Genomic DNA, 24,551 nt, shown 5'->3' on the forward strand with positions numbered 1-24,551 from the left:
GGAAAGCCGTCGGACGCTCAGCGCGGCAACAACCGCAGACGTGTCCTCCGGGCCATCATGGTCGCTCCCAACACCCAGGTGAGACTCGCCAGGTTCACCCACCTCTCCCAGGCGACGGTCTCCGGCATCGTCCAGGACCTCCAGCGCGAAGGTGTGGTCGTGGTCGACGGCAACGACAGCGAACGCGGGAAGAAGGTCAGTCTCACGTCTGTGCGCGGCGTCGCCATCGGCGTCGAGGTCAGCTACGACTCGGTCATCGTCGCCGCCCGTCGCGTGGACGGTCCCCGCGTCGAAGTGGACAGGTCCAGTCGCGGCGCGGAGCACGGCAGCCAGGTGTGGATCCGCGAGTGCGTCTCGCTGATCAAGGACGTCGTCCGGCGGACCGGATTGGACGACACCGACATCGTGTCCATCGGGCTGGGCATCCCAGCCGCCGTCGAACCGCGCACGGGAACGATCTCCCAGGTCGCGTGGGCGCTCGACTGGGAACGCGGCATGGACGTCGGCGCACGCCTGCGCGAGCACTTCCCCGGCGTGCCGGTGATCATGGACAACGAGGCCAACTTCGCAGCGTACGGCGAGTTCCTCTACGGCGGGGGCCGCGGAGCCGAGACGGTGCTGTTCGTGAAGTCGTCGACCAGCGTGAGCGCCGGACTGGTCATCAACGGGCTGATCTACCGCGGCAGGCACGGTCTCGCCAGCGAGATCGGGCACCTCGTGATGGACCCCCAGGGCGTCGTCTGCCAGTGCGGCAACCGAGGTTGTCTGGAGACCGTCGTGGGCGGAGCACGTCTGGTCGAGCAGGTCCGGCGGGCCTACATCGGTTACCGCGTCGACCTCCCCACGAGCCTCGCGAACGTCGTCGAGCGCGCGAAGAGCGGTGACCTCCTGTGCCGTCGCGTGCTGCAGGACGCCGGTCGTGGCATCGGGATGGCGTTGGCCAGGACGTGCAACCTGCTCAACCCGGAGAAGGTCTTCATCGGTGGCGAACTGGGCCGGGCGGCCGACCTCCTGATCGAGCCCGCTGCCGAGATGATGCGCCAGCACGCGCTCGGCGGCATGTTCAACTACGTGGCGCCGATGACGGTCGAGGCCTCCGAACTGGGCCTGCAGGCAGGCGCGCAGGGTGCCCTCGCGTTCGCCCTCAACGTGGACCACGTTCAGCCGGCCTGAAGAACGGCAGTCTTCGATTTTCACGTGATCAACGATCACGTAGAACGATCACGCCTTTCCCAAAGAATTCGTTGTTGCTTCTCCGACACGAATTTAACCTGAGTCGTGGCGCCACACTTCACGCCGGTAAGCCGATTCGCAAGGGGGCCCACCATGACCGCCTCGCCGGACAGGTTCGGTCGATCCACAGATCGATGGGACCACGTCAACCACTCCCTCCTCTTCCTGGAGATCGCTTCCCTCAGCGGTCCGGGCGGCACCGAGAACGATCGCGAGATGGCGCGGGCGCCACTGCACCGGGTGCTGCGCGACGCCTTCGCGGAGTCGGACATCCCGTGGAGCAGCTGCCGCCACACCGAAAGGCACGACGGCGTTCTGGTCGTCATTCCGCCCAGCGTCACCACGTCCGCGATCGTCGACCGGCTGATTCCCCGCATCAGGGATCGCGTCCGGCGCTACAACCGCGAAGCCGCTCCCGTGCGGATGCAGCTCAGGGCGTCGCTGCACGTCGGCCCCGTCACCGTGAGCGCGGGCGGTCTGTCGGGGCAGGCGATCGCGGCGGCGTCCCGCCTGCTGAGCGCGCCTGAGCTGACCGGCTCCGACTCCGACCTCGCGGTGATGGTGTCGTCGCAGGTCTACGAGACCGTGATCCGGCACGCCTCCGGGTACGCCGATCCCACCAGATATCTGGAGATCCGCACGGACGAGTCCGGCACGGCCGCGTGGTTGTTCGCGCCGGACCCCGGGACCTCCTCGCGCTACTGGGCCGGCTGAGCGGGGACGAACTCGTCCGCCGGACGGCCGGGCACGTCCACGTCGACGGCGAACAGCGCGCCGTCGTGCAGGCTCGGGCGGCGCAGGCCGTACCGGGCGGTGGTGACGAACAGGCGGTTCAGGTCGGGGCCGCCCAGGCAGACGCTCGTGGGCTGGCGGGCCGGCAGGGTGATCTCCCGGTCCAGCCGGCCGTCCCGGCGGTAGCGGCGGACGACCGACGCTCCCCAGAAGGCGATCCAGACGTTGCCCGCGACGTCGGCGGTCATGCCGTCCGGGGTGTGGTGCGGGGTGTGCAGGAAGACGCGGCGGCCGCCCGGTTCGCCGTCGCGGTCGACCTCGAAGCGGTGGACCACTCCCCGTGCGCTGTCGGCGAGGTACATGAGTGTGCCGTCGTGCGAGAACGCCGGGCCGTTCGGGATCGTGAGTCCTTTGAGGACGGGTGAGGGCGATCCCAGGCGGTGCAGGGCGCCGGCGCCGTGTTCGGTGTCGCAGGCCATCGTCGTGACCCAGAAACGGCCGAACGGGTCGGCGACCGCGTCGTTGACGCGCATGCCCTCGCCCGCGAAGGTTTCCCGTTGTGGTGCATGCAGAAGTCCTGCGCCGGTGCCGGAAGCGGCGATCAGCTCGTCGCTGCCCCGAACGGGAGCCACGGCTCCCACGGGAACCGGAAGGGTGGTGATCTCCTCGAACGGCGCGGGAACGTCGCCGCGCGTCTGCAGGACGCGGCCTGCCAGGAGGTCGACGAGGACCAGCCTGCCGTTGATCCAGCGGGCGCCTTCGCCGAGTTCGAGCTGCTCGAAGTTCCACTGCGTCAGCGTCATCGGATGGTGCCCCCGTCAATCATGCCGTTCCTCCTGCATAGGCGGTGATCGTCAGACGCCAGCGCACGGAACCCGATGCGGGCACGACCGCCACCGGGCGGGTGGTGTCGGCGCGGTCGAAGGTGCGGCCGAGCATGGGTTCCACGCCGACGCTGCGGTACGGCCGCGCCTCGGGCCAGCCGCACAGGTTGCGCCACAACGCGATCGACACGGGCTGCCCCTCGCACTCCACGCGCAGGTCGAGTTGCTGGTCTCCGTCGACCACGCGGATCTGGCCCCGTTCCAGCACCGCGCCGACCGCCGTGCCGTCGTCGGGTCCCAGCGCGTCGAGGTTCGCAGGCCAGTCGCGCAGCACCGGCTCCGGATCGGCGATCAGCACGGAAGTGCCCGCAGGAGCGTCCAAACGGGCACGCGGGCCGACGTCGAGCAGGGCGTGCGCCGCCCAGACGAACCGGTAACCGGGCTCGGCGACCAGTTCGTAGTCGGCGACGACCGCGCCGTCGTGAGAGCCCATCGCGCGGGTGAGCGTGAAGTCGGGGCAGTCCACACCGGTCCGGTGCCACCGTCTGCTCCATGCGTCACCGTGGTCCGGCAGGCCGCGCACCGTCGGAACGCACTCCTCCAGGCCGCCCGCGTCGACGAACGCGGAGCCCGGCGTCACGCCAGCGCGCGCGGGATCGGCTCGGTGCCACAGCCACTCGCGGTCGGCTGTGCGCAGCGAGGTCCAGCGGCCGCCGAGGTCGTGGTCGACCTCGGCGTGCAGCGGCACCACACTTGTGACCTGCACGGCTCATCCCTGGCATGATCAATCAGCAGTTAATTACTAATTTATCTTGCCACGGGTGACCGCCAGGGCCAACAGTCAGCCCGTCGAGCAGGCCGTCTCGTTGAGGGTGAACGAGCCGGGCGCGGTGTTCCGGTCGCGGAACGACCCGAGGAACCCGATCGTCACCTCGCCGCGCGAGGAGATCGTCCTCGTCTGGTCGTTGCCGCTCATGGCGACGGTCGTCCCCCGCTGCGCCACGGTCGCGTTCCACACCTCCCGCACGGCTTGGCCGTCGGCGTAGGACCACCGCAACGTCCAGCCGTTGATCGCGGCGGTGCCGGTGTTCCTGACCGTGACCCTGCCCTGGAACCCGCCCTGCCACTGGTTGTCGACCCGGTAGGCGACCGAGCAGGGCGGCGGTGCGGCCACTGTCGTCACGACGGGAGGCGGCGGGGTCGTGGTCGTGGCCACGGACTTCGACGGCTCGGCGCGCTGCGAGGAGGACGGCGCCGTGGTCGTCGTCGTGGTCGTCGGGGCGACGTCCATGCCGTTGCAGGGCGCTCCCCACAGGCCCCGGTCCTCGCGCGCGGCACCGAGTTCGGCGTCGGCGAGCGACCCGGCCGCGGACTGGGCCCGCAGCACGCCCTCCCGCACGGCGAGCGCCGCGTAGTCGGTGTTGTCCTCCAGCCGGACGTTCACCTCTCCCGGCGTGACGGCGGTGACGCGAACGGTCTTGGCCAGCAACCGCTTCTCGGCGAACGTGCGCGCGGCCGGGGCCCAGCAGTCCGCGGGCGCCGCGAGCAACGAGACCTGGACGCGCTCACCGCTGTCGAGCTCGATCGTGCGGCCGTCGATCACCGCGCGCACGACCGCCGACACGTCTCCGCGGGCGTCGTTGACCAACGTCGGCTGACGCACCTGCACGGGGGTGCTCGAGGGGCGTGATGGGCTCTCGGACGTGCACGCGCACGTCAGCAGAACCACGAAAAAACACAAGGACTTCCGGAACACGAGGGACTCCCGCACACGATCATGCAACCAGCACGACCGTAGCAATCGCCGAGCACCGCTCACATCCGCCGTTCGGCCTTGATCAACGACGGCGGGGACACCGGCGGCCTGCGGCCTTTTCCCCGATCACTCGGGCATAATGGCAATGTGCCCCGCCCCAAGCATGTTCCCGCGGACGATCTGGATTTTCCCGACGCGCTGGCCCCCGACCGCCCGAAGGGCGACCAGCTCAGGGAGATTCTGGAGAGCGTCGCGACCGGTGCGGGGCCGGGCAGGTCGATTCCTTCTGAACGTTTTCTGGCCGAGCATTATCAGATCTCCAGGAGCACCGTCCGGCTGGTGGTGAACCGGCTCGTGGCGGACGGTCTGCTGTACCGCCAGCACGGCAACGCCACCTTCACCGCGGAGCGTCCGCCCAGGCAGATCGACATGCTCACGTCGTTCACCGAGGACATCCAGGCCCGCGGCTCGGTGCCGGGAACGAGGGTGCTGCTGGCCGTCGTGGAATCCGCGGGAGCCGAGATCGCCGGCCGCCTGAACATTCCTCCCGGCGCTCCGGTCTTTCGCCTGGAAAGACTCCGTTCGGTCGATGACGAGCCATTCGCGCTGGAACGGACGAACCTCTCGCTCGACCTTTTTCCCGGCGTCGACGCATTCGACTGGGCGGCGCACTCACTGCACAAGACGCTCGAAGAACGGTTCGGCGTGCGCGCGGAATGGAATGACACGGCCATCAGTGCCGTGTTGCCGCCACCGCAGGACGCCGCCTTGCTGGAGATCGAACAGAGCCAGCCGTGCCTCGTCCTCAAGGGCACGTTGCACGCGGCGGACGGCCGGGTGATCGAGGCGGGCCGGTCGCTCTACCGGGCCGACCGCTACACCGTGTTCACCACCGCGCGCCGCTCGCGGTGAGCGCACAGCAGTTCGGCGCAGCGCTCCACGAGCACGTCCGCCGCACCCTGTTCCACCAGCGCGATGTAGGACTCGTAGAGCCCGTCGCGGTAGGCGTCCTGGTCGGGCAGGTAGCCCGCGTAGCCGTCGGTGTAGCCGATCACCCTCGTGTGCGCGAACGGGCTGGCGGCCCTGATGCGCAGGCCGATCGAGGAGAACAACTCGAAAGGCGTGTGCAGCCAGGCGATCTCGCCCAGTGACACGACGGTGACCGGCACCTCCGCGTCACCGTTCAGACCGGCGGCGGCGAGGGTGCTGAGCATCAGCGTTCCCTCGTAGCGGGTGCGCGCGATGCGGACGGCCGGGTCGCTTTCGTCGCAGGGCAACATCTTCCGCCACCCGTGCTCGGCCCTCTCGCGCAACCGCCGGCATTCGGCGAGCGACGGCAACGCGCGGTGGGGCAGGCGCAGCACCGTCCGCGTCAGCCGGATCGGCTCCTCGACCTCCACACCGGACGACAGCAACCGCGTGATCGAGTCGGCCAGCCTGCCGCCGAGTGCGGAGACCTCGGCGTGCCCGCGCCCGCGCCGGACGAACCGCGAACTCGCGTCCCCCGCCGCGCCCTGCAGGAACGCGACCACCGGGGCGAGTCCCGCCAGTTCCCTGCGGGTGGCGCCCGGCCAGTCCGCCGACCAGTCGAGGTTGTCCGCGCCGAGAACGGTCGGGTGGCTGGCGTAGTCGAAGAGCAGCGCCGCCGGGGTGCCGTCGAGGTGGTGCAACGTCAGCACGCCCACCGAATCGTCGTGCGGCCCGTCCTGCCGGTGGCGGTTGGCACCGACGCGCGCCGCCGCACCCTCGTGCCAGCGGGCGCACACCGGTGTCCGATGTGGACGGATCTGCCGCGCCGCCGCACCGACCCGCTCGGTCAGCCGCTGGACGAGTTCGGGCTCCCGTTCGGCGGGCATCCCGGGGTGGATCGACCCGGTCCACCCGTCCGGCGCGGAATGGGTGTGCGACGCGCACACCAGCACTCGCTCGACGGGGACTCCCGTCTCCCGCGCGACCACGGCGGCCAGCGCGCGGGTCAGCGAGACGTCGGTGGCCAGCGCGTCGAGCGTCACCCACACCACGCCCGGATCGTCCTCTGTGGACAGCCAGACCAGCGTGGCCTCGAGGTCGTCGTGCACACCGCTGGCAACGCCCTCCCTGGCCAGGTAGCCGCCCATCGGGTGGCCGGAGCCCGGCGTGATCACCGTGCGGCCGGCCGCGAGCAGGAGTGTCATCGGGTGAGCACCGGTTCGGTCAGAACTCCGCCCTTTCCCGCGCTCTGGGCGAGAGCCGCCAACTCGTCCAGGTCCCCGTCGCGCACCAGCACCTCCAGCAGCATCGGCAGGTTCAGACCGGTCACGATCCGCAGACCACCCCGGCGCGCGGCGACCAGCTTCGCGGCGTTGGCGGGGGTCCCGCCGGGGAGATCGGCCAGCACGAGCACCTCCGGAGCGTCGCCCACCAGGTCCGAGAGCCGTTCACCGTACGAGTCGGGGCTTTCCGCCGGGCCCAGCTCACAAACCAGGAGCCGGGACTGCGGCCCGGTCACGAGCTCGGCCGCGTCGGCGACACCGGACGGCAGCGCGCCGTGCCCGGCCAGCAGGACGGGGATCGTCATCGGTCGTTCCTAACTCTTGGGCGCGGCGGGCGCGAACCAGCCGAGCCAGCCCAGCGCCACGCCGACCACGACGACGATGCCGATGACCAGCACGGGCTTCAGCCTGGCCTTGGTCAGCAACAGGTACGCGGCGGCGGTGACGAGCACGGGGAGCAGGTGCGGCAGCAGTTCGTCGAGCCGCTCCTGGATCGGCACGGTCTGCGTGACCTGCGCTCCGTCGACCGTCGTGGTCTGCCGGTAGGTCAGCGTCGTGACGACCTTGACGATCATCGGAATGAACCCGCCGAGCACGACGAACCCGAGCACGGTCGCCCCCTGCGAGAGCCGGTCCAGCGTGCCGGCGGCGAAGCGGGAGACCAGCCTCCTGCCCTCGCGGTAGGCGAGGCGGAACTGCCAGCGGCGCACCAGCGCGTACGGGACCAGCACCATGACCATCGCGAACGCGGGCCCGAGCCAGTTGCCCTGCAGCGCGAGCGAGGCGCCGATGGTGAAGATGATGCTGTTGTACAGCGCGAAGACGAGCGTGTCTCCGATGCCGGCCAGCGGCCCCATCAACGCGACCTTCGTGCTCTCCGCGGACTCCGGCGACCGCGCCTCCTCCATCGCGATCGCCGACCCGAGGATCAACGGCCCGCCCACCAGCACCGAGGTGTTGAAGAACTGCATGTGCCGCTGCAACCCCCGCGCGTACTCGTGCGCGTCCGGGTAGAGCCTGCGCAGCACCGGTTCCATCGCGTACGCGAACCCGAGCCCCTGCATCCGCTCGTAGTTCCACGAGATCTGACTGGACCAGAAGTACCGCCGGTAGGCCTTCTTCAGGTCCTGTTCCGTCAGTACGCGGTCCACACCGGACTCTTCTGCTTCGACGGGCACCGCCGCCGGCTCACTCCGTCCGACGACCAAGAACGCGATCGCAACGCCCAACAAAGCAATGCCCAGCACCGGCACGTCCATGTAGGCGAACGCCACGAACCCGATGAGCAACAGGTACCAGTACTTCGACAGCTGCATCATCGACAACAACAACGCGAACCCCACCGCGGGCAACAACGACCCGGCAAGCGTCATGCCGTTCACGAACCCGGCGGGAATCCCCCGCGTCAAGCTCTCCACCACACCACTGGAAGCCGTCAACGCCGCCAGGAACGTGGGAATCGCCCGAACACCGCACCACGGCACAAGGCCGAGCCAGTGAATCCTCGCCAGCCCCCGCGCGTCCCCCGACGCCGCGTAGTGGTCGGCCCGGTGCACCAGCCCAGTCGTGATCATCTTGCCGACCGGGTCCAAAGTGGACAGCAGAAGCGCGGCGGGCAACGCCACCGCGATACCGACAGCCACCTGCGCGCTCAACGGCCCGGCCGCACTCCCCGCGAGCGCCGTGCCGACGATGGCCCCGGTCTGGTAGTCCGGGATCGTCGCGCCGCCGTACTGGTACACGCCCAGCGCCACCAGTTCCAGCGTCGCCCCGATCGCCATGCCGAGCAACGGGTCACCCGTGATGAGACCGGCCACCGACCCCGCCACCAGCGGCCGCCCCGCGAAGATCAGAAAGGGCCCCAGCACGTCGTAGGTGCAGACGACGGCCCACAGCGTCAAAGCCAGCGCCACGAGCATCTGCGCTTACAGCCCCTTCTTGGCGAGCAACGCCGTGAAGTCGGCGGCCTTGTCCCGCGGCATCATCTGCGCGACAACAGGAATCCCCTCGGCGACGAGCCGCCGATAACCTTCCGCGTCCTGCGCCGTCACCGCGATCGACCGCGTCACCATCGTGTACTCCTCGCCGGGGCGGGGTGCGACGTTCCCGACGTTCACCACCCCAGGCCGCACCCCACCCTCGACGAGGCGAAACGCGTCGGCCGGATGCTTCGCGATCAGCATCACGTCCTCTCCCCAGACGCGTTCCACCACTTCGGCGACCGTGAGCACCTCGGTCGGCAGCCCCCTCGCTGCCTGCGGGAGCAACATCCTCTGCAGTTCGTCACCGGCGACCTCGTCGTTGCACACGACCAGCTTCCGTACGCGCAACCCCCCGGTCCACGCGACGGTCACCTGGCCGTGGATCAACCGGTTGTCGACCCGCAGATGTGCTCCCGCCATGCCCACTCCCCCTGGTCAGCCGACGTGCCGCCAATACTGGTGCAAACCAGTATTGGCTGTCAACGGGTTGGGGATGGGGGCGGCGGGAAAGGGTCGAAAGGCTCTGCTGTGGATCAACTGGGCGGGCCTGGGCGGTGGATTGGGTGTGGGTGCGCGGGGTCGGTGTTGGGGTGCGCGGGTCGGCTTGCGTTGGTCTGTCGCGGTTCCAGCGGGGTTGGTCGCGTCCCATGAGGTCGGTCGCCTTGCGAGGACGGGCGCGCGGGTCGTGACGAATCAAGGGCTGGCGATTGGGGCTTGACCTTGAGCCTCCGGCGGGGCGCTTGACGGCCGGAAAGGCCGGGCTGAAAAGCGCCCGGCCGTGCCCGATGAGGGGTAGCACCCCGCCCCTCAAGGTCAAGCCCCAATCGCAGGACCGGGGTACACCGCCACCCAGAGCTTTCAGTTCGGACGGCTCGCTGCGCATCGCCACGCCAGGTTTCGTCTGAGGTTGCCCTTGCGTCGCCGGGCGGCGGATGGCACCGCGCGGGTGCAGCTGCGATGGCTGGCGCCGGTTCCAGCGGGGTGGTCGCCTTGCGGTAGCTGGCGCCGGTTCCAGCGGAATCGGCTGTGGCGACTGGTGAATTTCAGCGAAAGGCCCGTTGCGGTGGTGGCCATGCCAGCTCCGATGGAGAGGCCGCACGGCGATCACCAACAGAGGGTCGAGCCACAACCCCTGATTCGCACTCCAACGAATGGCAACAAACCACCACCCACGACCAAACGGGGTGCCCAGATGATGGTCGAGCGAAGCGACGACCCGATCCGGGGTCCGGGGGCGGAGCCCGCCGGCTGGGGGTCTGGGGGCTCGGCCCCCAGAAAACACCACGAGCGAGGCAACGGTGAGCGCATTCCGCGAACATGGGACGCCCGATGATCGTGCCCCCGGTGCGACTCGAACGCACACTGGACGGATTTTGAGTCCGCTGCCTCTGCCGATTGGGCTACGGGGGCGTAGCTGGGTGAACTGTAGCGGATCACGCCACGGGGTTTCTTGTGGGGACCCCTACGACTTAACGAGTCGTCCGATCGCCGCGGAGGCCTCTGCCAGCTTCTCCTCGGCCACGGGGCCGCCTTCTGCGACGGCCTGTGCCACACAATGCTTCAGGTGCTCGTCGAGCAACCCCAGCGAGACGGCCTGCAGTGCCTTCGTGGCCGCGGAGATCTGGGTGAGGACGTCGATGCAGTATTCGTCGTTCTCGACCATGCGCTGGAGGCCGCGGATCTGTCCCTCGATGCGGCGCAGTCGCTTGAGGTATGCGTCCTTGTCCGCGGTGTACCCGTGCATCGGCTCCTGACCTTCCCTACCCCTGGTGGGTATGTCGAGGATACCCGCTCCGGATGGGGGTGCGTTATGTCGTGGACTGCTCCGTCAGCGGGAATGGGGAAGCGTCCGGCAAGCCCAGCAACGGGTCGGAGTGAGACGACTAGCAGCACATTTTGGACCCATAACACCCGTGCGGTTTACCGGGTAAATGCCCCGACCGGGCGGTTGGGGTCACATTTTAGCTGCGAAAGGTTCGTGGTTTTTCGTGATGTGGACTATGGTGTTGTCGAAGCACGTGGTTACGTCGAGGATCCGCGTGCTATGTGAGTACCCAACGGAGGAACAGTGGCACAGCAGACCGTCGTCCAACTCATCGACGACCTCGACGGCGGAGAAGCCGACGAGACCGTGACCTTCGCACTTGACGGTGTCGAGTACGCCATCGACCTGTCGAAGGGAAATGCGGAGCGGCTTCGCGAGTCGCTGTCGGACTTCGTCGGCAAGGCTCGTCGCGCGGGTGGCCGCAAGCAGCGCAAGGGCACCGGCAAGTCCACGGTCAAGGCCACCGACAAGGCTGAGGCGCAGCGCATTCGCGACTGGGCTCGCGCGCAGGGGCACCAGATCTCCGACCGCGGTCGCATTCCGCAGAACCTGGTCGTGCAGTTCCAGGAAGCGCACGCTTCCTGACCTGGGCGGACTCGCGAGGTTTCCACACGTCGGCCGGGGCGCCGGCCGACGTGTTAAACCCCGAAGATCTAACACGTCCCGGTTCGTTCACACTATCCCCGGAACGCGGGATCAACGGCCGGGAAAGTGCGCTCCGAACAGGCGTGACACCGCGGCGGCCTTGACCGCTGTCTCCTCGAATTCCTCGTCAGGGTCGGACAGCGAGATGACTGCTCCGCCCACACCGAAACTCACCCGGTCGCCGTTCGCGACCAGCGTTCGGATGACGATGCTGAAGTCGGCGGCTCCGTTGAGCGAGAAGTAACCGAGCGCTCCGGAGTACACCCCGCGTGGACCGGCTTCCAACCCATCCAGGATCTGCATGGTGCGGATCTTCGGCGCACCGGTCATGGATCCACCGGGAAACGCGGCTCGAACACATCGGACGGCAGAACTGTCCGGCCGAAGTCGGGCCCTGACGGTGCTCACCAATTGGTGTACGGTCGCGTAGGTCTCGACGTCGAACAACCGCGTCACCTCGACCGAACCCACTTCCGCGCACGTGCCGAGATCGTTGCGGACGAGGTCCACGATCATCAGGTTCTCCGCGCGGTCCTTGACAGAACGCGCCAACGTTGTGCGCAACATCTCGTCGTCCGCCGCATCAACACCGCGTGGACGCGTCCCCTTGATCGGCGACGACTCGACGACGCCATCTCGGCCCACCCTCATAAATCGTTCGGGTGACGTGCTGAGCACGGACAGGTCACCGAATCGCAGCAACGCGCCGAACGGAACGGGATTTGCGGCGCGAAGCAGCCGATAAGTGTCCCACGGGTCGATCGAGGCACGCCACGACATCGTGTTCGTCAGGCACACCTCGTACGTCTCCCCGGCCGTGATCGCTTCCTGGCACGCGTCGATCAGCTTCAGGTAGTGCGTGCGCGGATGGCGCAACGTCACACCGGACACGACAGGTCGTGAAGGTTCGGTCAATGGCGACAGTCGGCCCAGGACGGCGGAAACCTCGCTGAACCACTCGTCCTCGCTCAACGAGAGCAAATAGACGCATTCTTCGGCGTGATCAAGGACCACCGCGCGGTCCGCGAAGACGAACGAGGCGTCGGGCTGTTCGGCGCGGTGGGCGAAGTCGCCGCCGCACTCCGCCTTGAGCTCGTAGCCGAGGTAGCCGACCCATCCCAGGGCGAAGTCGAACGGCACGCCGGGCTGCTCGACGGCCCACGACTGGAGGTCGTCGTCGAGCCAGGAGAAGAAGGACGGGCAGGGTCGCGGTGTGCCGTCGAGCGTGAGCACCTGGTCCTGCACCGAGTACTGCGCGACGCGGGCGAGCGGCCCCGAGGCGTCCCCCATGAACGAGAACCGGCCGCCGGACCCGCTGTCCAGCCAGAACGCGGTCTCAGAGGCCCCGTGCAGCGCCGCGAAGGCCTCCTCCGCGTTCACGGCCGCGGCGAGCTTGCGGACGTGCACAGGACGCTTCTGAGGCGATGGGCGAACCAGCACCGGCTCCGGCACCGCGGCGGTCCGCGTCGGGGTCAGCGCGGCGAAGTTCGCGAGCATCTCGCGGCCGAACTCGGTGCAGATCGATTCGGGGTGGAACTGCACACCCCACGCGGGTCTGTCGAGAGCGCGCACACCCATCAACACGGAGTCGTCGCTCCACGCGATGGCTTCCAAAGAAGAAGGCAGATCCGTGACGGCCAACGAGTGGTAACGCACGACATCGAACGGCGAGGGCAATCCAGCGAACACGTCGACGCCCGAATGCATAACCGGCGAAACGATTCCATGGCGTGGCACGGGCGCCGGTCCCACCACAGCGCCGTACGACAGGCATAAGCCCTGATGCCCCAGGCACACGCCCAGCAACGGGATCTCGGCGTGGTCGATCACCGCGCGGCAGATGCCGAAGTCGGCGGGATTGCCGGGCCGGCCGGGGCCGGGCGAGATCACCACGTTGTCGAACGACCGCAGCGAGGCAAGCCGGAAGCGCGGGTCGTCGTTGTGGACGACCGCGGGCTCGGCGCCGTTCACCTCGGCCAGGTGCTGGAAGAGGTTGAACGTGAACGAGTCGTAGTTGTCGATGAGCAGTGTCCGCATTGCAGGACGGCACTCTACCTGCCAAAACACCCGATAGGAGCAATGAGAGAGGGCGGCCACAGATCGTGACCGCCCTCCGAACCCGACCGCGAACTCAGCTGCCGAGCAGGAACTTCGGATCAGCCGCCAGCTCCGCCAGCGCGGGGGTGAAGAACGGCTGCGAGTCCAGCTTCGGATATCCGCTGTCGGAGTACTCCTCCGCCTGCCCGACGGTCACCGTCCAGCCGTTGGCCGCCCGGTAGGACGCCCAGGTGCTGGCGGGCCCGGAGGTCATGGACGCGGCGGTCGCGACCTGGTTCCCGGCGACGTCGTAGGTCTTGCAGCCGCCGGCACCGGAGTTGCCCAGGTATCCGTTGACCTGCGCGCACGGGTCGGTCGGGGCCTTCGGATTCGGCGTGGACACGCGCACCGTCAGCCTGCCGACCTTGTCTCCCTTGCGCACCGGGACGGACGCCGTGTACTCCCAGACCTGGGGAGTCTCACCCTTGTTCGTGATGATCTGCGCCTGGCCGCGGAGCATGCCCCCTGCCATGCCGGGGGTCTTGTACTGGAGGTCGGGCGCGTCGTAGCCGGCCGGCACGGAGGCCCTGGCCAGCTCCAGCAACTGCTTGCCGCGATCGGCCTGCGGTCCGTTGGTGGCCGTGCGGTCGTTCTGCCCGACCGGCCACTGCTCGCCCCACTCCGGATCCGGTACGCCGCGGTGGGAGCTGCTCGGCCCGGCGCCCAGCACGTACTCCTTCGTCCCCTGCGGGTTCAGCGCGAACGCCGACCCGAGGCCGACGCCGACCACCAGCACGGCGACCACGGCCCCCGTGACGGACGCCCGCCGCCGGGAACGCGCCTTGTGCGCCCTGTCGAGCGCGACACGCGGGTCCATGGACGGCCGCGGGCTGCTCGCCACCACCACGTCCTCGAAAGCTCGCTTGAGGTCCTGTTCGTTCATCGAACCCTCTCCTGCTCCGAGAGCAGACCGCGCAGCGTCTGCAGCCCCCGCGCGGCCTGGCTCTTCACGGTTCCTTCCGAACACTTCAGGAGGACGGCCGTCTGCTCGACGGACATGTCCTCCCAGTACCGCAGGACGAGGCACGCACGCTGCTTCGGAGGCACCTTCGCCAGTGCCCCCAGCAGCACCATCCGTTCCTCGGGGTGGGCGCCTGGAGGAGCAGCCGAGTCGGTCAGGTCGTCACTCGCCGACTCGAAGCGGAACCACCCGCGCCGTCGCTCGGACAGGAACGTCCGCACCAGGATCTGCCTGGTGTAGGCGTCCAGCGCCTCGTGCCGCTCGATCCGCCGCCAAGCCAGGTAGAGCTTGGTGAAGGCCTGCTGCACGAGGTCCTCCGCGCGATGCCAGTCGCCGCACAGCAGGTATGCCGTGCCGCGCATGGCGTCGGAACGGGCCGCGAAGTACTCCTGGAACGCGGCGTCCCGATCACTCATCAGTTGTCCCCCTGTCTGCGGTGCCGGGTTAGTCACGCCACCTGAGGCCTGGCGGGTTGCACGAGTTCCCCGAATCGCATACTGATGTCGTGATTTTCTTCTTGCTCCTCGGCGTCCCGGTCGCGTTGGGCCATTTGTACCTGTGGCGGCGGCTGGTCGTGGACACCACGCTCCCGCGCACGCTCGGACGGCGCATCGGCACCGTGGCGATCATCGCCGCGTTCGCGGTGCTGATGAGCGCCCTGGTCGTCACGCGCAGGGTGCCGCCGGAGTACGGGAAGTTCTTCGCCTGGCCGGGGTTCATCTGGCTGGCCGTGCTCTTCTACCTGGCGATCGCCCTGGGCATCGCCGAGATCCCCCGCCGGATCGTCCTCAAGCGCGCGACGCTCGCGCCGGTGGCCGTCGGCGCCGGTCCCGAGCCCGTCGAACCGGTCGAGGTCGTGCCGGACCCGTCGCGGCGGCTGTTCATCGCGCGCTCGGTGGCGATCGGCTCGGGCATCGCGGCGGGCGGTGTCGTCGGGTACGGCATGACGCAGGCGCTGGGCGACCCGCAGCTGCTGCGGGTGCCGGTGACGCTGAACAAGCTGCAGTCCTCGTTGTCCGGTTTCCGGATCGCCGTGGTGAGCGACATCCACCTCGGACCGCTGCTCGGGCGTTCGCACACCGAGCGGATCGTGCGGATGATCAACGAGCAGGAGGCCGACCTCGTCGCGATCGTCGGCGACCTGGTGGACGGCACCGTCGCCGAACTGGGCGAGGCCGCGGCGCCGTTGCGGGACCTGGTGTCCCGGCACGGCAGCTTCTTCGTGACGGGCAACCACGAGTACTTCTCCGGCCACGAGCAGTGGATCGCGGAGCTCGACAAGCTCGGCGTGAACCCGTTGCGCAACGAGGGGTTGACGGTCGCCGGCGGCATCGACGTCGTGGGCGTGAACGACGTCACGGGCAAGTCCTACAACGACGGCCCCGACTTCGAGCGCGCGCTCTCGAACCGCGACCCGAACAACCCCGTCGTCCTGTTGTCGCACCAGCCCGTGCAGGTCACCGACGCGTCTTCACACGGCGTCGACCTCCAGTTGTCCGGTCATACGCACGGCGGACAGATGGTGCCGTTCAACTTGTTCGTGCCGCTGCAGCAACCCAGCACCGCGGGGTTGTCGAAGGTGGACGACACGTGGCTCTACACCAGTCGTGGCGCGGGTTTCTGGGGTCCGCCGGTGCGCGTGGGCGCCCCGCCGGACATCACGATGATCGAGCTGCGTTCTGCTGGGTAAATCACACTCGGCTGTACTTGATTGCGCGATTGCGGTGTCAAGGCCGTAGAGTGGACGGCCGTGCCCGCGTGTGGAACGCGAGGCGGATGAAGGGGGACCCCTGGGGAAATGACCGAGAGCTTCGCCGTTGATCGGCGCAACGAGGCAGAGGCTCGTATTCGGCGTTTCCTGGACCAGGAGAACCCGTCGACACCGTGTCTGGTGATCGACCTCAAGACGATTCGCACGCGCTACCAGGCGATTCACGCCGCCATGCCGTCCATCGACATCTTCTACGCGGTCAAGTCGAACCCGGAGTCCGACGTGGTCGGCGCACTGGCCGACGAGGGTGCGCGGTTCGACGTGGCGTCCCCCGCGGAGATCGACCTGTGCCTGGCGCGCGGCGCCGCGGCGTCGGCGATCTCCTACAGCAACCCCATCAAGAAGGCCGCCGACATCGCGTACGCGTACTCGCGCGGTGTGCGGATGTTCGTGTCCGACAGCGAGCAGGACGTCCGGTTCGTCGCTTCCCACGCGCCCGGTTCGTCCGTGCTGGTGCGGATTCTTGTACACAGCAAGGGTTCCACGTACCCGTTCGGCAACAAGTTCGGTTGCGATCCCGAGATGGCGACGGATCTCTTGCGGCTGGCGCACGAGTTGGGCCTCGTTCCTCTCGGCGTCGCGTTCCACGCGGGCTCGCAACAACTCTCGGTCGAGGGCTGGGACTCCGGCATCGCCGACGCGGCCCTGATCGCCGCGAAGCTGCGCGCCGAGGGCATCGAGACGACGACGGTGAACCTGGGTGGCGGGCTTCCCGCGGTGTACCAGGAGTCCACGCCGTCACTCGAGGCGTTCTCGGCCGCCATCGAGGCCTCGCTCGCCCGCCACTTCGGCGCCGCGCGCCCCAGGGTGATGATCGAACCGGGCCGGGCGATCTCCGCCGAGGCGGGGATGATCCGCTCCTCGGTCGTGCTGGTGTCACGCAAGTCCTATTCGGACGAACGCCGCTGGGTGTACGTCGACATCGGCCGCTACCAGGGTCTCGCCGAGACCGAGGGCGAGGCGATCGCGTACCGGTTGCGGACCTCGCGCGACGGCGGCGAGACCGGTCCGATCGTGCTGGCGGGGCCGACGTGCGACGCGGACGACGTGATCTACCAGCACACCCGCTACGACCTGCCGCTCGACCTGCAGGCGGGCGACCACGTGGACATCCTCCACGCCGGCGCCTACACCTCCTCCTATTCGTCCGTGTGCTTCAACGGCTTCCCGCCGTTGGCCACGTACTGCATCTAAGACCGTTTGCACATCACATAGTTTGGAGTGATTGATGTCCGAAGCGCCCTGTCAGACCGAGGAGACCGTCGGTTTGTTCGCGGGACAGCACGTACTTGCAGAGCTTTCGGGTGTGAGTGCCGATCTGCTCGATGACGAGCAGTTCCTCAAGCACGCCCTCGGTGAAGTTCTCACGCAGGCCGACGCGACGGTGCTGGAGGTGATCTCCAAGAAGTTCGATCCCCAAGGAGTCACCGTGCTGGCCCTGCTGTCGGAATCCCATGCGTCGATCCACACCTATCCCGAAGTGGGCTCGGTGTTCGTCGACGTCTTCACCTGTGGCACTCGTGCGAAACCCGCGCTGGCCGTCAAGCTGCTCGCTGACGCCCTGGGCGCTGCTCATGTGAGCACGGATCTCGTCACTCGTGGCGTCAAGGAGCATGTCGCGTGAACACGATCAACGAGCCGCTCGCCGATGGCATGACCCGCCACTGGCAGGTGGACGAGGTGCTGGTCGACACCAAGACCGACTTCCAGCACCTGGTGATCGCCCGCACGGCCCAGGGGTTGTCGCTGTTCTGCGACGACGACCGGCAGTCGACGGAGTTCAGCCAGCTGACCTACCACGAGGCCCTGATGGTGCCGGCGCTGCTGCTGGCCGACACCGTCGAGCGCGTGCTGGTCATCGGCTCCTCCGAGGGCGTCGTGTGCCAGATGGCCGTGCAGCACGGTGCTTCCGTCGTCGACCACATCGACATCGACGAGCAGGCCGTGAAGCTGTGCGCGGAGCACCTCCCGTACGGCTACACGCTCGAGGAGCTGGCCGCCGCCGAGAAGGGCGACGGTCCGATCCGCGTGCAGTACATCGACGGGTTCGAGTACATCCGCACGACGTCGGAGAAGTACGACATCGTGCTGGTGGACCTGCCCGACGAGCGCGAGGAGGAGGCGCAGCACAACCGCCTGTACGGCGCGGACTTCCTGCGCATGTGCAAGGCGTTGCTGCGTCCCGGTGGCGTCGTCGTCAACCAGTCCGGGTGCCAGACGATGTGGCGCAACACCACGCTGATCCGCTCCTGGCAGCGGTTCAACGAGGTGTTCGAGACGGTCGCGTACTACGGCTCGGACGAGCACGAGTGGGCGTACCTGTTCGGCCGCGCGGACGTCGTCGAGGACCCGACCGCGCTGATGGTCGAGCGGTTGAAGACGGCCGGGTACGAGCCGGAGTCGATCGACGACCTGGCGCTGGTGGGCAACAGCATCCCGCCGTACCGGGTGCGGCAGTCGCTGGCCTGATCGAGGCTTGAGAAGGGGGCGCTTCCCGTTCGCGGGAGGCGCCCCCTTCTCGTCGCGTCAGGCCAGTGACTGCTTGAGGAACTCGACCTGCAGCAGGAGCAGGTTCTCCGCGACCTGTTCCTGCGGCGTCATGTGCGTGACGCCCGAGAGCGGCAGCACGGTGTGCGGGCGGCCGGCCGCGAGCAGGGCGCTGGACAGGCGCAGGGTGTGCGCGGCCACCACGTTGTCGTCAGCCAGGCCGTGGATGATCATCAGCGGGCGGGAGAGCTTGTCCGCGTCGGCGATGAGCGAGTTCTGGTCGTAGACCTCGGGCTTGTCGTCCGGGTGGCCGAGGTAGCGCTCGGTGTAGTGGGTGTCGTAGAGGCGCCAGTCGGTGACCGGGGCGCCCGCGATGCCCGCGTGGAAGACGTCCGGGCGGCGCAGCACGGCCAACGCGCTCAGGTAGCCGCCGTAGGACCAGCCCCGGATCGCCACGCGCGTCAGGTCGAGGTCCGGCTCGATCGCCGCGGCCGCCTGGAGGGCGTCCACCTGGTCCTCGAGGGTGGCGCCGGCGAAGTCGTACGCGATGGCGCGTTCCCAGGCGAGGCCCCGGCCCGGGGTGCCGCGGCCGTCGGCGACGAGGACCGCGAAGCCCTGGTCCGCCAGCCACTGCGAGGCCAGGTAGGCGTTCTGCGCCGACACGACGCGCTGGGCGTGCGGGCCGCCGTACGGGTCCAGCAGCACCGGGAGCTTGGTGCCCGGGACGTGACCGGTGGGCAGCAGGAGGGCGGCGCGCAGCGACCGTTCGCCGAGGGTCAGCAGGCGCGGGGACGCCGTGAGGACCGGGGTGTCCGCCCACGACTCGATCACGTGGTAGCCGACGCTCGCGCGTGCGCCGAACCTGTCCACAGTGGCCGAAACGAGGACAACCGTGCCACCACCCCGAACCGCGGAGTGAACACCGTCCTCAGAGGACAGTCGTTCGACGCTGCCGCCGACCGAGTAGACGTGCGTCTGCGTCGGGTCGTCGGCGGACGCGGCGACCAGGATCGAGTCGTCCGCGATGTCGAGCACGCGGCGCACCTGGAGGCCGGACGTCAGGACGTCGTCGCCGACCTGCAGCGCGTACTCGTCGCCGGAACCCACGATCCGCACGAGCCTGCCGTCCGGGGTCCAGGCCGGGGCGCCGTCGGTGACCTCGAGCCACGTCGGGTCGGTCTCGGTCGCGAGCTCGGTGACGGAGCCGGTCTCCGGGGACAGCGCGTAGATCGTGCGGGTGCGCTGGTCGCGGGTCTGCGTGGTGATCAGCGGAGCGCCGCCGGAGGACCAGTGCACGTCGTTGAGGTAGTCGAACTCGAGCAGCACCGGAACGAAGGTGCCGTCGAGCGACACGACGTTCAGCGACACCGAGGCGTTGTCCGTGCCCGCCGCCGGGTAGGCGATCTCGGTGGCCGCGGTCGCCGGGTTCGCCGGGTCGGCGATGTACCAGCGCTGCACCGGGGAGTTGTTGACGCGCGCGGCGATCAGGCGCTGGCCGCTCGGCTCCCACCAGTAGCCGCGGTAGCGCGACATCTCCTCGGCCGCGATGAACTCGGCGAGGCCGAACGTCACGTCCTCACCGTCCGGTTCGGCGACGGCGTAGTCCTCGCCCGACTCCAGTTCGACCACGCGCAGCGTGCCGCGCGTGACGTAGGCCACGCGCTCACCCGTCGGGTCGACGCGGGGATCGACGACCCCGCCCTGCGTCGGCAGCTCGCGGACGTCCCCTCTGGTCAGATCGGCCACGAACAGGCGGCCGGACAGCGCGAACGCGGCCACCGAGGCGTCCCCGGACAGGGAGTACCCGACCAGGCCCGCACCGGACTCACGCGTGCGCTCACGGCGTGCCTTCTCCTCCGCCGGCAGGTCCTCCGGGTCGGACAGCAGCTCCGCCGGGTCGACGAGCAGCCGTTCGGTTCCGGTGGAAGTGTTCAGCTCCCAGAGGCCGTTCGCACGGCTGGTGGCCGTGGCCGAACGGAGGAAGAAGACGCGTGCGCCGTCCGCCGACACCGCGAAGGTCCTCGGTGCGCCGACGGTGAACCGCTGGGTGCGCGCCTGTTGGCGCGGGAAGGAGATGTCGTTGCCCACGAGCCCACACTAACCCGCGACCTCGTCCGATATAGTCATAAATCTTGACTATCTACCGCCGAACCCTCCAGGAGCTCTCCCGTGTCCACCCAGCTGACAGCGACGGCGCCGCGCCGCCCGGACCCCGATGCGCGAGCCGGGAGCCCGGAGGTGGGCGAAGACGGCGCTCTCACCCGCCTGCTGACCACCTACCTGCGGCCGTACCGCCGAGAGCTGACGATCGTGCTCGCGCTGCAGCTCGTCGGCACGATCGCCTCGCTGTACCTGCCGAGCCTCAACGCCGACATCATCGACAACGGCGTCGCGCGCGGCGACACCTCGTACATCGTCGAGCTCGGCGGATGGATGCTCGTCATCTCGCTGGTGCAGATCGTCTGCTCGATCGTGGCGGTCCGGTACGGCACGCGCACCGCGATGGCGTTCGGGCGGGACGTCCGCTCGGGCGTGTTCCGCCGGGTCGGCTCGTTCTCCGCGCAGGAGGTCGCGCGGTTCGGGGCGCCGTCACTGATCACCCGCACGACGAACGACGTGCAGCAGGTGCAGGTGCTCGTCGTGATGCTGACGACGATGTTCGTCGCCGCGCCGATCATGTCCGTGGCCGGTGTGGTGATGGCGCTGCGCGAGGACGTCGGGCTGTCGTGGCTGCTGCTGGTGTGCGTGCCGGTGCTGGCGGTCGCGGTCTTCCTGATCACCGCGCGGATGGTGCCGTTGTTCCGCCGCCAGCAGGAGCGGGTCGACCAGGTGAACCGGGTGCTGCGCGAGCAGCTCACCGGCGTGCGCGTGGTGCGGGCGTTCGTGCGGGAGAAGGCGGAGACCGAGCGCTTCGCCGACGCCAACGCGCAGCTCACCGACATCGCGCTGCGGGCGGGCAGGCTGCAGGCGATGATCTTCCCGACGGTCACGCTGATCTTCAACGTCTCCAGCGTCGCGGTGCTGTGGTTCGGGGCGCAGCGCGTGGCGGACGGGGAGATGCAGGTCGGCGCGCTCACCGCGTTCCTCGCCTACCTGCTGCAGATCCTGATGTCGGTGATGATGGCGTCGTTCATCTCCACGATGGTGCCGCGAGCCGCCGTCAGCGCCGGCCGGATCATGGAGGTCATCACCACCGAACCGTCGGTGCACGCGCCCTCATCATCGGTGGCGGCGGCCGCGGGGAGCGGTGAGATCTCCTTCCACAGCACGGAGTTCCGCTATCCCGGCGCCGACGCCCCGGTCCTGAGGAACATCTCGTTCCGGGTCGGCGCCGGTCAGACCACCGCGATCATCGGCAGCACCGGCTCCGGCAAGACCACGCTGATGAGCCTGATCCCCCGGCTGATCGACGTGACGGCGGGAGAGGTGCGGGTGGGCGGCGTCGACGTGCGGGCCCAGGACCCCGAGGCGCTGCGGTCGCGCATCGGGCTGGTGCCGCAGCAGGCCTACCTGTTCACCGGCACCGTGCGGTCGAACCTCCTGCACGGCGACCCGAACGCCACCGAAGAGCAGCTGTGGGCGGCGCTGGACATCGCGCAGGCGAGGGACTTCGTCACCACGATGGGCGGACTCGACGCCGCGATCGCGCAGGGCGGCACCAACCTGTCCGGCGGCCAGCGACAACGGCTGTCCATCGCGCGGGCGCTGGTGCGCAGGCCGGACGTGTACCTGTTCGACGACTCGTTCTCCGCGCTCGACCTCGCCACCGACGCGGCGTTGCGCGCGGCACTGCGACCCTCCACACGGGACGCGGCCGTGATCATCGTGGCGCAGCGGGTGTCCACAGTGGCCTCGGCCGACCAGATCCTGGTGCTGGAGAACGGTGAGGTCGTCGGCATGGGCACGCACCGCGAGCTGATGGACGACTGCCCCACCTACCAGGAGATCGTCCACTCGCAGATCACGCCGGAGGAGACGCCGTGAGCACCACGACCCGTGATCGGCCTCAGCCGGTCGGCGGCCCCGCCGGACGCTTCGCCGCCCAGGCACCGGTCAGCAAGGCGAAGGACTTCGGCACGTCGGCGACACGCCTGGCGGGCCTGATGAAACCCGAACGCCTCACGTTCGCCGCCGTCGTCGGACTCGGCGTGCTCGGCGTCGCGTTCACCGTCGTGGGCCCGAAGATCCTCGGCGACGCCACCGACATCATCTTCAACGGCATCATCGGGGACGGGATCGCCTTCGGCTCCCTGGCCGGCGTGCTCTCCTTCGCGCTGGGCCTGTACGTGGTGGCCTCGCTGTTCAGCTGGCTGCAGGGACGCCTGCTGAACACGGTGGTGCAGCGCGTCGTCTACCGGTTGCGCGAGAGCGTCGAGGAGAAGCTGCACCGGTTGCCGCTCAAGTACTTCGACGGCCAGCCGCGCGGTGAGCTGCTCTCCCGCGTCACCAACGACATCGACAACATCTCGACGACGCTGCAGCAGACGATGAGCCAGCTGCTCACCGCGGTGCTCAGCCTCGTCGGCGTGACCGTGATGATGTTCGTGATCTCCCCGCTGCTGGCGTTGGTGATGATGCTCGTCATCCCGATCTCGGTGGCGCTGACCCGCGCGATCGGCAAGCGCGCGCAGAAGCAGTTCGTGGCGCAGTGGAAGCACACCGGCGAGCTCAACGCGCACATCGAGGAGGCGTTCAGCGGCCACCAGCTCGTGACCGCGTTCGGCCGGCAGCAGGAGTCGGAGGCGGAGTTCCGCCGCCGCAACGACCAGCTCTACGAGGCCGCGGCCGGCGCGCAGTTCGTGTCCGGCCTGATCATGCCGTCGATGATGTTCCTGTCGAACCTGAGCTACGTCGCCATCGCGGTGATCGGCGGCCTGCGGATCACCTCCGGCACCATGACGCTCGGCGAGGTGACGGCGTTCATCCAGTACTCGCGCCAGTTCACCCAGCCCCTCACCCAGGCCGCGTCGCTGTCGAACCTGCTGCAGTCCGGCGTGGCGTCCGCGGAGCGCGTCTTCGACCTGCTCGACGCACCGGAACAGCGACCGGACCCGGCCGACGCGACACCACCGCCGTGGCGCTGCGGCAAGGTCGAGTTCCAGGACGTGTCGTTCTCCTACGAGCCCGGCAAGCCGTTGATCGAGAACCTGTCGCTGGTCGCCGAACCAGGCCAGATGATCGCCATCGTCGGCCCGACCGGCGCCGGCAAGACGACGCTGGTGAACCTCATCATGCGGTTCTACGAGCTCAGCGGCGGCCGCATCACCCTCGACGACGTCGACATCACCACACTGCGCCGCGAGGACCTGCGCGCGCAGGCCAGCATGGTGCTGCAGGAGACGTGGCTGTTCGGCGGCACCATCCGCGACAACATCGCCTACGGCAAGCCCGGCGCCACGGAGGAGGAGATCCTCGCCGCCGCCGAGGCGACCTACGTGGACCGGTTCGTCCGCTGCCTGCCCGACGGCTACGACACCGTCATCGACGAGGAGGGCTCGAACGTGTCGGCGGGCGAGAAGCAGCTGCTCACCATCGCGCGAGCCTTCCTGTCCGACCCGACGCTGCTGATCCTCGACGAGGCGACCAGTTCGGTCGACACCCGCACGGAATCCCTGGTGCAGCACGCCATGGCGGCGCTGCGCACGTCGCGCACGTCGTTCGTCATCGCCCATCGGTTGTCGACCATCCGGGATGCGGACCTGATCCTGGTGATGGAGGCGGGGCGGATCGTGGAGCAGGGGACGCACGACGAGCTGCTTGCCCGGGAAGGGGCTTACCACCGCCTGTACTCGGCGCAGTTCGCGGCGGCGGTCTGACGCCTGACCGGGGTCCGGCTCGTGCTGCGGGAGGAGCGCGAGCCGGACACCGGTTTCAGGCTCTTGCTCGACTGCGCGGAGGCAGCAGGACAAAGCCGCTCGCCCGCCGGACGAACTCGGCACAGTTCGCTGCGAAGGATTGACGCCTGCCGAGAGTCCGGCTCACGCCA

At 68.8% G+C, this 24,551-nt stretch carries 22 protein-coding genes and 1 tRNA gene; 10 read left to right on the forward strand and 13 right to left on the reverse strand.

Features of this window, described 5'->3' with window-relative positions; all coding sequences use genetic code 11:
• Positions 1-78: 78 nt before the first annotated feature.
• Positions 79-1,173 carry an ROK family protein gene (locus IE307_RS29905; protein WP_229905206.1) on the forward strand — a complete coding sequence of 365 codons (1,095 nt, stop codon included), beginning with the start codon at positions 79-81 and terminating at the stop codon, positions 1,171-1,173.
• A 153-nt stretch (positions 1,174-1,326) separates the two neighbouring features.
• Complete coding sequence (locus IE307_RS29910; protein WP_191302728.1) at positions 1,327-1,947, forward strand: hypothetical protein; 621 nt, start codon at positions 1,327-1,329, stop codon at positions 1,945-1,947.
• Here IE307_RS29910 and IE307_RS29915 read toward each other — a convergent pair.
• The 3 genes from IE307_RS29915 to IE307_RS29925 all read right to left on the reverse strand — a co-directional run bounded on the left by IE307_RS29915 (position 1,932) and on the right by IE307_RS29925 (position 4,452).
• Positions 1,932-2,768, reverse strand: a complete 837-nt coding sequence (locus IE307_RS29915; RefSeq protein WP_191302729.1) for an SMP-30/gluconolactonase/LRE family protein — start codon at positions 2,766-2,768, stop codon at positions 1,932-1,934. The genes IE307_RS29910 and IE307_RS29915 overlap by 16 nt on opposite strands.
• A 19-nt stretch (positions 2,769-2,787) precedes the next feature.
• Positions 2,788-3,555: a hypothetical protein gene (locus IE307_RS29920; RefSeq protein ID WP_229905207.1), complete on the reverse strand. Its 768-nt coding sequence runs from the start codon at positions 3,553-3,555 to the stop codon at positions 2,788-2,790.
• 75 nt (positions 3,556-3,630) lie between these two features.
• Complete coding sequence (locus IE307_RS29925) at positions 3,631-4,452, reverse strand: cellulose binding domain-containing protein (protein ID WP_229905208.1); 822 nt, start codon at positions 4,450-4,452, stop codon at positions 3,631-3,633.
• A gap of 240 nt (positions 4,453-4,692) precedes the next feature.
• Here IE307_RS29925 and IE307_RS29930 point away from each other — a divergent pair, with 240 nt between their 5' ends.
• Positions 4,693-5,457 carry a GntR family transcriptional regulator gene (locus IE307_RS29930; protein WP_191302731.1) on the forward strand — a complete coding sequence of 255 codons (765 nt, stop codon included), beginning with the start codon at positions 4,693-4,695 and terminating at the stop codon, positions 5,455-5,457.
• Here IE307_RS29930 and IE307_RS29935 read toward each other — a convergent pair.
• The 6 genes from IE307_RS29935 to IE307_RS29960 form a co-directional block, all read right to left on the reverse strand.
• Positions 5,421-6,719: a hypothetical protein gene (locus tag IE307_RS29935; RefSeq protein WP_191302732.1), complete on the reverse strand. Its 1,299-nt coding sequence runs from the start codon at positions 6,717-6,719 to the stop codon at positions 5,421-5,423. The genes IE307_RS29930 and IE307_RS29935 overlap by 37 nt on opposite strands.
• Positions 6,716-7,102 (reverse strand): PTS sugar transporter subunit IIA, encoded by a 387-nt coding sequence (locus IE307_RS29940; RefSeq protein WP_191302733.1) that lies wholly within the window; start codon positions 7,100-7,102, stop codon positions 6,716-6,718. Before IE307_RS29940 ends, IE307_RS29935 begins: the two co-directional genes overlap by 4 nt.
• A 9-nt stretch (positions 7,103-7,111) precedes the next feature.
• Positions 7,112-8,716 (reverse strand): PTS system mannose/fructose/sorbose family transporter subunit IID, encoded by a 1,605-nt coding sequence (locus IE307_RS29945; protein WP_191302734.1) that lies wholly within the window; start codon positions 8,714-8,716, stop codon positions 7,112-7,114.
• Positions 8,717-8,722: 6 nt separating this feature from the next.
• Complete coding sequence (locus IE307_RS29950; RefSeq protein ID WP_191302735.1) at positions 8,723-9,199, reverse strand: PTS sugar transporter subunit IIB; 477 nt, start codon at positions 9,197-9,199, stop codon at positions 8,723-8,725.
• A gap of 916 nt (positions 9,200-10,115) precedes the next feature.
• Positions 10,116-10,189 (reverse strand) — tRNA-Leu (locus IE307_RS29955).
• Between the two features lie 52 nt (positions 10,190-10,241).
• Positions 10,242-10,523, reverse strand: a complete 282-nt coding sequence (locus IE307_RS29960) for a metal-sensitive transcriptional regulator (RefSeq protein WP_189158599.1) — start codon at positions 10,521-10,523, stop codon at positions 10,242-10,244.
• A gap of 324 nt (positions 10,524-10,847) precedes the next feature.
• Here IE307_RS29960 and IE307_RS29965 point away from each other — a divergent pair, with 324 nt between their 5' ends.
• Positions 10,848-11,189: a histone-like nucleoid-structuring protein Lsr2 gene (locus IE307_RS29965; RefSeq protein ID WP_093597089.1), complete on the forward strand. Its 342-nt coding sequence runs from the start codon at positions 10,848-10,850 to the stop codon at positions 11,187-11,189.
• A gap of 111 nt (positions 11,190-11,300) precedes the next feature.
• On the opposite strand, the gene pabB is transcribed toward IE307_RS29965, so the two are convergent.
• From pabB to IE307_RS29980, 3 genes are all read right to left on the reverse strand, one after another.
• Complete coding sequence (pabB, locus tag IE307_RS29970) at positions 11,301-13,286, reverse strand: aminodeoxychorismate synthase component I (RefSeq protein WP_191302736.1); 1,986 nt, start codon at positions 13,284-13,286, stop codon at positions 11,301-11,303.
• Positions 13,287-13,380: 94 nt separating this feature from the next.
• Positions 13,381-14,229 carry a hypothetical protein gene (locus IE307_RS29975; RefSeq protein ID WP_191302737.1) on the reverse strand — a complete coding sequence of 283 codons (849 nt, stop codon included), beginning with the start codon at positions 14,227-14,229 and terminating at the stop codon, positions 13,381-13,383.
• Entirely contained in the window at positions 14,226-14,723 is a 498-nt protein-coding gene (locus IE307_RS29980; RefSeq protein WP_191302738.1) for a SigE family RNA polymerase sigma factor, read from the reverse strand. Before IE307_RS29980 ends, IE307_RS29975 begins: the two co-directional genes overlap by 4 nt.
• A gap of 89 nt (positions 14,724-14,812) precedes the next feature.
• On the opposite strand from IE307_RS29980, the gene IE307_RS29985 reads away from it, so the two are divergent.
• The 4 genes from IE307_RS29985 to IE307_RS30000 all read left to right on the forward strand — a co-directional run bounded on the left by IE307_RS29985 (position 14,813) and on the right by IE307_RS30000 (position 18,547).
• Positions 14,813-15,997, forward strand: coding sequence for a metallophosphoesterase (locus IE307_RS29985; RefSeq protein WP_308436412.1), 1,185 nt, complete (start codon positions 14,813-14,815; stop codon positions 15,995-15,997).
• Between the two features lie 108 nt (positions 15,998-16,105).
• Complete coding sequence (locus tag IE307_RS29990; protein WP_191302739.1) at positions 16,106-17,272, forward strand: type III PLP-dependent enzyme; 1,167 nt, start codon at positions 16,106-16,108, stop codon at positions 17,270-17,272.
• Between the two features lie 34 nt (positions 17,273-17,306).
• Positions 17,307-17,702 carry an adenosylmethionine decarboxylase gene (gene speD, locus IE307_RS29995; RefSeq protein ID WP_191302740.1) on the forward strand — a complete coding sequence of 132 codons (396 nt, stop codon included), beginning with the start codon at positions 17,307-17,309 and terminating at the stop codon, positions 17,700-17,702.
• Between the two features lie 29 nt (positions 17,703-17,731).
• Positions 17,732-18,547, forward strand: coding sequence for a spermidine synthase (locus tag IE307_RS30000; RefSeq protein WP_191302825.1), 816 nt, complete (start codon positions 17,732-17,734; stop codon positions 18,545-18,547).
• A gap of 57 nt (positions 18,548-18,604) precedes the next feature.
• Here IE307_RS30000 and IE307_RS30005 read toward each other — a convergent pair whose 3' ends face one another.
• Positions 18,605-20,653, reverse strand: a complete 2,049-nt coding sequence (locus IE307_RS30005) for a S9 family peptidase (RefSeq protein ID WP_191302741.1) — start codon at positions 20,651-20,653, stop codon at positions 18,605-18,607.
• Between the two features lie 150 nt (positions 20,654-20,803).
• On the opposite strand from IE307_RS30005, the gene IE307_RS30010 reads away from it, so the two are divergent.
• Positions 20,804-22,549, forward strand: coding sequence for an ABC transporter ATP-binding protein (locus tag IE307_RS30010; RefSeq protein ID WP_191302826.1), 1,746 nt, complete (start codon positions 20,804-20,806; stop codon positions 22,547-22,549).
• Positions 22,546-24,381 (forward strand): ABC transporter ATP-binding protein, encoded by a 1,836-nt coding sequence (locus tag IE307_RS30015; RefSeq protein WP_373306050.1) that lies wholly within the window; start codon positions 22,546-22,548, stop codon positions 24,379-24,381. Before IE307_RS30010 ends, IE307_RS30015 begins: the two co-directional genes overlap by 4 nt.
• The last annotated feature ends 170 nt before the right edge of the window (positions 24,382-24,551 follow it).

Origin of the sequence: Lentzea cavernae, from assembly GCF_014653695.1 — a bacterium.
Classification (GTDB): domain Bacteria; phylum Actinomycetota; class Actinomycetes; order Mycobacteriales; family Pseudonocardiaceae; genus Lentzea; species Lentzea cavernae.